The sequence below is a fragment of the Streptomyces kebangsaanensis genome (assembly GCF_001906585.1).
In the GTDB taxonomy this organism is placed as follows: domain Bacteria; phylum Actinomycetota; class Actinomycetes; order Streptomycetales; family Streptomycetaceae; genus Streptomyces; species Streptomyces kebangsaanensis.
The window spans coordinates 9388-17177 of the sequence record NZ_JUJA01000009.1 but is presented as its reverse complement, the minus strand read 5'-3'; the positions used below and the strand labels follow the sequence as shown (position 1 = coordinate 17177).

Sequence of the window (7790 nt, the reverse complement as noted above, 5' to 3'; positions counted from 1 at the left end):
TGTGGGTGGGGTGTAGTGAGGGTGTGGACCCGGTTGCGGGGCGGGGGCAGGGCCGTCGGGGCGCTACTGAGCGTGACGTTGGCCGTGGGGGCGGTTCCGGCCCTGGGGGGTGAGGCCGCGGCCGCCGTGCCGGCCGCGCCGCGGAGTGCGGAAGCCCCCGCGGCCGCCGGCGGGGTGTCGGAGGCGGAGGCGCTGGCCGAGGCCCGGCGTAGGGGGAAGCCGGTGGAGGTCTCCGCCCGGCGCGGGGAGAGCCGCGAGGTGTTCGCCACGCCGGAGGGGCATCTGGAGGCGCGGGAGTACCTGCGGCCGGTCTGGGCCCGTGGCCAGGGCGGCTGGAAGCGGGTGGACACCGGCCTGGTGGCGACCGGTGCGGGCACGGTGGCGCCCAGGGCCGCGACGGTGGACGTGGAGTTCTCCGGGGGCGGCACGGCGGTGCCGCTGGTGCGGATGCGGCGGGCCGGGCGGGAGCTGAGCCTGGCGTGGCCGACCCCGCTGCCCGAGCCCCGGCTGGAGGGGGCGGTGGCGACGTATCCGTCGGTGCTGCCGGATGTGGACCTGCGGATGACCGCGCAGGAGGACGGCTTCACCCAGTTGCTGGTGGTGAAGACGGCGAAGGCCGCGGCGAGTGGGGAGCTGGCCGAGCTGCGGCTGAAGCTGTCGGCGTCGGGCCTGGAGGTGCGCGAGACCGGTGAGGGCGGGCTGGAGGCCGTCGACAAGGGTGCCGCGGGTGCGGTGTTCGAGGCGCCGAAGCCGCTGATGTGGGACTCCAGCACCGGCGGGCAGGCAGCCGCCCCGGCAGGGGCACGTGCGGCCGCGTCCGGTGCGCAGGCCGCGCCGGACACGAAGCAGGCCGATGAGAAAAGAGAGCCGGGTGCGGGGGAGTCGGGCAAGCTCGCGCCGGTGGGTGTGGAGGTGACGGCCGGGCAGGACGAGCTGGTGCTGACCCCGGACACCGACGTACTCAAGGGCGCCGGGACCGTCTACCCCGTCTACATCGATCCGCAGTGGTACACGCCGAAGGCGGCGGCGTGGACGATGGCGTCGAAGTACTGGGCGTCGTCCCCGCAGTGGAAGTTCAACGATGCCTCGGACGCCGGCATGGGCTACTGCGGCTGGGACTACTGCCAGCCGCACGACACCAAGCGGCTGTTCTACCGGATCCCGACCTCGACGTTCGCGGGGAAGTCGATCCTGTCGGCGGAGTTCGTGGTCCGCAACACCTGGTCGGCGTCCTGCGACGCGCGGAGCGTGGAGCTGTGGCAGACCAAGGACATCTCCGCCTCGACGACGTGGAACAGCCAGAATGCCGCGGGCTTCTGGATCAAGCAGCTGGCGTCGAAGCCGTTCGCCTACGGCTACAGCGGCTGCGCGGCCAAGGACGCGGAGTTCGACGTGAAGGCGGCGGTGCAGGCGGCTGCCGACAGCAAGAGCGCGACGATGACGTTCGGGCTGCAGGCGGCCAGTGAGACGGACCGGGTCGGCTGGAAGCGGTTCTCGGACAAGGCGTATCTGCGGGTGCAGTACAACCGTCCGCCGCCCCAGATCAAGATGTCGCAGCTGACGATGGAGTACGGCGGCACCTGCAAGAAGCCGGCCGACGCGGCACGGGTGCGCACCCTGGGCAAGATCTCCGCCAACAACATCACCGACCCGGACGGCGACAACGTCGCGGTGCAGTTCCAGGCGTCATGGGACACCGGGGACGGCAAGGGCCTGACCCCGCGGTGGAAGCCGGCGCTGACCTCGTACAAGAAGTCCGGGTCGAACATCTTCTCGATCAGCCTGCCGACCAACGTGCCGCAGAACAAGCAGATCAACTGGGAGGCGCGCAGCTACGACGGGGCCCAGTACTCGCCGTGGTCGTCCGCGGGTGACCCGGCCGCCTGCTACTTCTTCTACGACACCTCGGTGCCCAAGGCGCCGTCGATCACCTCGGGCGAGTACCCGGCCTCGAACCCGGAGGACCCGGACGACCCGTGGTACGACGGGGTGGGCAAGTACGGCACCTTTTCCATCAAGGGCGCCGACAGCGATGTGACCAAGTACTGGTACGGCATCAACAGCGACCCCACCTCGAAGAACGTACTCACGACATCCGGCGGCGCCGCGAAGAGCATCCGGATGCTGCCGGCCAAGCCCGGGCTGAACCTCATCACCGCGCAGGCGTTCGACCAGGCCGGCAACGCCGGTGAGGTCCGCACCTATCAGTTCCGGGTGAAGGCCGGGCAGCCCGAGCGGGCGATGTGGCAGATGGACGAGGACGCCGGGGCGAGCCAGGCCGAGGGGTCGGCGCCGGAACGCACGCTCGAGCTGCGCGGCGGCGCCACACCGGGCGTGCCCGGAGTCAAGGGCACGGCGGTGTCCTTCAACGGCGTCGACGGCTACGCGGTCTCCGACATTCCCGCCGTGGACACCTCGACCAGCTTCTCCGTCTCCGCATGGGCGCGGCTCGACCGGATGCCGACGGCAGCGGCGATCATCGCCGCCCAGCCGGGCAACCACTCTCCGGGCTTCGAGCTGTACTACTCCCAGTCCTACGACCGGTGGGTGTTCAACCAGTACACCTCCGACACGGCCGGTGCTTCCATCGCCCGGGCCATGGCCGCCACGCCCGGGGACGCCAAGGCGGGCGAGTGGACCCATCTGGTGGGCGTCTACGACAGCAAGGCCAAACAACTGCGGCTGTACGTGAACGGCACGCAGGCCGGTGCCACCGCATACACCACCGCCTGGGAGGCCCGCCGCGGGCTCCAGCTGGGCGCCGGTATCTACAGCGGTGTCCACAAGTCCTTCTTCCCGGGCACGATCGACGACCTGCGAATCTTCGACCGGGCGGTCAGCGCGACCGAGGCCGGACGGTTGTACCAGGACCAGGAGCTCACGACCGGGCGCCCGGCCCGGGCCGTCTTCCCGCTGGACGAGGAGGCGACCGCCCAGAAAGTGGTCGGCACGGCCGCCCGGCAGCCGCTGACCCTGCACGGCGGCGCGACGCTGGGCGTGAGCGGAGTCGCGGGCAACGCCCTGAAGGTGGACGGGACCAGCGGCTACGCGGCCACGGCCCTGCCCGTACTCAACACGGCCCGCTCGTACACCGTTTCCGCCTGGGCGAAGCTTCCCGCGGAAGCCACCAACCGCAATCGCACGGTGCTCAGCCAGAGCGGCACCTACTACAGCCCGTTCTACCTCTCCTACGAGTGGGAGCCGAACACGTGGAGCCTGCGCACCTCGCTCGAGGACGTCGAGGCAGGCAACCTCACCAACCAGCGGGTGCGGGCCAACCAGCCGGCGCGGCCCGGTGAGTGGACCCACCTGATGGCGGTCCACGACGCCGACGCCCAGCAGATCCGCCTGTACGTCAACGGGCAGTTGCAGGGCAGTGCCGCTGCGCCCAAGATCTGGGAGGCCCAGGGGCCGGTGCAGGTCGGCCGTACCATCTGGACGGGCAAGTACGTCGACTACTTCACCGGAGAGATCGACGACGTACGCCTCTTCGACCGGCCGGTGGCCGACGACGAGGCCCGTCAGATGTTCCAGCAGCGCCCGCTGGTCAAGGCTCGGTGGACGTTCGAGGAGACCACCGGGACCAGCCCGGTGACCACCCCGAACGCCGTGCCCGGAGGCAGCGCGCTCACGCTGAACGGCGGCGCGAAGAAGTCGGACTTCTCCTTCATCGACTTCGGCGGCCTGGAGCTGGACGGCGTCGGCGGCTACGCGGCCACGACGTCCGTACCGGTCGACACCAGCGGCAGCTACACCGTCACCGCCTGGGCCCAGGCCGTCGCACTGCCGACCAGTGGTGTCGCGCTGGTCAGTGCCGAGGGCTCCACCCAGAGCGCCCTCACCGTCCGTTTCGTACCGGACACCGTGAACCCGGAGGGCCTGGGCCACTGGGAACTGGCCGTGCCGGACAAGGACAGTACGGACGTGACGGTCGTACGCGTGAAGAACAGCGAGTTCTACGACGCGCGGGACTGGAACCACCTGGCCGTGGTCTACGACGGCTTCGCCAAGCAGGCCCGCCTGTACGTCAACGGAACGCTGCAGGAGATCTCCTGCGACGGCAGCGGCGAGGACTGCGGGGACCAGGTCTCCTGGGCCGAGAACACACTCGCCTTCAAGGCGGCCAAGTCCTTCCAGGTCGGCCGCGCCAAGACCGACGGGACCTGGGGCGAGTACTTCCCCGGCCTGGTCGACGACGTCTGGGCCTTCCAGGGCGCGCTCAACGACCGGCAGGTCGAAGAACTCTCCGGCTCCTGGTTCGACGTGCCCACCGAGGTGCCGGCCGGTAGCTGACGCCTGCCACGGGTGGTGCGCCCGGACTGCCCGCGCGCACCACCCGCCCACCACTTCTCACTCTGTTTTTTCCACGGTGACGCCGGTCTTCCGCAACACGCGTACCAGCGCCACCACGCAGCCATGGACGGCATACGCATGCGACGCAAACGCCCACGTTTTTCTCCAATAGCCCTGCACGGGCCGATATCTCTGATCGTGTCGGCCCTCGTGGTCGGCGGACTGCTCCAGGCCGCGGCCCCGCCTGCAGCGGCCGCCGACGGTCATCGCCTGCCGGGTGTGCCCAAGGCCGACAAGGCTGTCGCCGGTACCGACGGCATCAAGGTCAAACCCCGCACCCGCGCCAACGGTGCGAAGACGCCCACCAAGGCGCCCAGGCATTCCTGGCCGAAGGCTGATACAGCCACGATCGAAATACCGGAGCACGGCACCGAGCAAGCCGGTGGTCTGCCTCTGAGTATCGCCCCGGCGAAGAGGGCCGAAGGCACTGCCGAGGGCGCGGTACAGGCCCGGGTCCGAGGTCGCGATGAAGCTTCTCGTGCCGGGATCAACGGTCTGTTGTTCACCCTTGAGGCGAAGGACCACCCGAAGCACGCGGCAGCGGCCGAGAAGGCGACCTCGTCCAAGGCTGGGCCGGCCGACGCCGGCAAGGTCGCCGTCACGGTCGACTACGCGGACTTCGCGCAGGCGTACGGTGGTGGTTACGCCTCCCGGCTGCACCTCGTCGAACTGCCCGCCTGCGCCCTCACCACCCCCGCCAAGGACGCGTGCCGCAAGAGCACTCCGGTCGCCACTCGCAACGACACCGAGCGGCAGACCCTGACCGCGAACGCGGTGAGTCTGCCCTCCTCCGGCATGACCGTCCTGGCTGCCGTGGCCGAGACCAGCGGAGAGAAGGGCGACTACAAGGCGACCTCCCTCACGCCGTCGGCGACGTGGGCCACCAACCTCAACACCGGTGACTTCACGTGGTCGTACGACATGCCGGTGCCCGACGTGCCCGGTGACCTCGTGCCGGAGGTGGGCCTGGACTACTCCTCGGGCTCGATCGACGGCCGTACCGGCGCCACCAACAACCAGGGCTCCTGGGTGGGCGACGGCTTCGACCTGTGGCCCGGTTTCATCGAGCGCCGCTACAAGCCGTGCTGGGAGGACGGCGAGAAGAAGGCCTACGGCAACAAACCAGGTGATCTGTGCTGGGCATACGACAACGCATACCTCTCCTTCAACGGCAAGGGCGGTGAACTTGTCCCCGCCGGCGGTGGCGAGTTCAAGCTCAAGCAGGACGACGGTACCCGCATTGCTCGCCTGACCAGCACCGACCGCGGCAATGGCGACAACGACGGCGAGTACTGGCGGCTGACCACCCCGGACGGCACCCGCTACTACTTCGGCTACAACCGCCTGCCCGGCTGGACCAGTGGCAAGGAGACCACCGACTCGACCTGGACGGTGCCGGTCTTCGGCAACAACACGGGCGAGCCGTGTCACGCCTCCGACTTCGCCGGATCCTGGTGCCAGCAGGCCTGGCGCTGGAACCTCGACTACGTCGTCGACACCCACGGCAACGCCATGTCGTACTGGTACGGCAAGGAGACGAACTCCTACGGCCGTAACCTCAAGGCCGAGGACGACACCCCCTACACCCGTGGTGGCCACCTCAAGCGCATCGACTACGGCCTGAACTCCTCCCGCCTGTACGCGGACAAGCCGCTCGCCCAGGTCGTCTTCACCGGCGCCGAACGCTGCCTCCCCCAGAGCGGCGTCACCTGCGAGGCGTCGACGATCGACGACAAGGCGTTCTACTGGTACGACACGCCGTGGGACCTGAACTGCAAGCCCGGCACCAAGTGCGACAAGGGCCGCCTGTCCCCGTCGTTCTGGACTCGCAAGCGGCTCACGGACGTCACCACCCAGGTCCTCAAGACCGACGGCACCTACGGCAAGGTCGACTCCTGGCACCTCGCACACCGCTGGGGCATGGCCGATACCGACTACCAGCTCCTCCTCGACAGCGTGCAGCACACCGGCCTCACCGGCACCACCCCGATCACGCTGCCGAAGACCACGTTCGCCTACACGCAGCTCGCCAACCGGCTGGACAAGATCGGCGACGGCTACGCCCCGTTCATCAAGGACCGCCTGTCCACGGTCGCGGACGAGTCGGGCGGTCAGATCGACGCCAACTACTCCCCGCCGGCCTGTGACGCCAACGCCCTGCCGACCCCGCAGACCAACACGACGCGCTGCTTCCCGCAGTACATCGGCGGTGACAGCAACGACACTCCGGACCGGGAGTGGTTCAACAAGTACGTCGTCACCTCCGTCACCGCGACCGACCGCACCGGCGGTGCCCCGGACCAGGTGACCTCTTACGAGTACCTCGGCGGCGCTGCGTGGCATTTCGACGATGACGACGGGCTGACCAAGGAGAAGTACAAGACCTGGTCGCACTGGCGCGGCTACGGCCACGTCCGGGTCAGGAACGGTGGCCAGGGCGGTGCAGCCGCCATGAAGTCGCAGGAGGACCACTACTTCCTGCGCGGAATGCACGGTGACCGCAAGGACCCCACGGGCGGCACCAAGTCCGTGACCGTCTCTCTCGGCGCAGGTGAGGGCGATCCGATCACCGACCACGAGTCGGCCGCGGGCTTCGAGTACAAGACCGTCACCTTCGACCAGCCCGGCGGCAAGGTCCTGAGCAAGACGGTCAGCCGGCCCTGGCACCACGAGACCGCCAGGAAGGTCCGCGACTGGGGAACTGTCACCGCCAACTTCACCGGCGTCTCCGCCGGCCAGTCCTGGATCTCCCTGGACGACGGCGCAGGCGCCAAGTGGCGCACCACCTCCAGCACCGTGACCCACGACACCGTCGCCGGCCGGGTCACCCAGGTGGAGGACCGCGGGGACACCTCGACGACGGCCGACGACCAGTGCACCCGCACCACGTACGCCACCAACACCGAGAAGAACATTCTCGTCCTGCCCTCACGCGTCGAAACCGTCGCCAAGGCATGTACCGCCACGGTCGACCGGGCCAAGGACGTCATCGACGACGTCCGCACCGCCTACGACGGCGGCGCCTACGGCGCGGCGCCGACCAAGGGCGACGCGACGGCCACCGCACCGCTCAAGAGCCACAACGGCACCAAGGCGACCTACCTGGAAGCCGGCGCCACCTACGACGACTACGGACGCGAGGTGGCAGTCACCGACCTGACGGCCGACGTGACCGTGACCGGCGATGCCGCCCCGGTGCGCAGCGTGCGCACCGACGGCCGCACCACCACGACGACCTTCGTCCCGGCCACCGGCCTGCCCACCCAGACCAAGACCACCACGCCGCCGGCCGTCCCGGGCGACCCACAACCGCGCAGACCGTCACCGAGAGCCTCGACCCGCTGCGCGGGCTGCTCCTGAAGCAGACCGACACCAACGGCAATGTCACCGACCACGCCTACGACGCGCTCGGCCGCTCCACGAAGGTGTGGCTCGCC

Annotated in this window: 1 protein-coding gene and 1 pseudogene; both read left to right on the top strand. The window is 69.5% G+C overall.

What is annotated here, in order from left to right:
• Positions 1-72 precede the first annotated feature (72 nt).
• The gene (locus RH94_RS00515) at positions 73-4293 is read left to right on the top strand and encodes a LamG-like jellyroll fold domain-containing protein (RefSeq protein ID WP_234425414.1); all 4221 of its coding nucleotides are present in this window, start codon (positions 73-75) and stop codon (positions 4291-4293) included.
• Between the two features lie 138 nt (positions 4294-4431).
• Positions 4432-7790 (top strand): annotated as a pseudogene (locus tag RH94_RS41710) (sugar-binding protein); the annotation flags it as partial.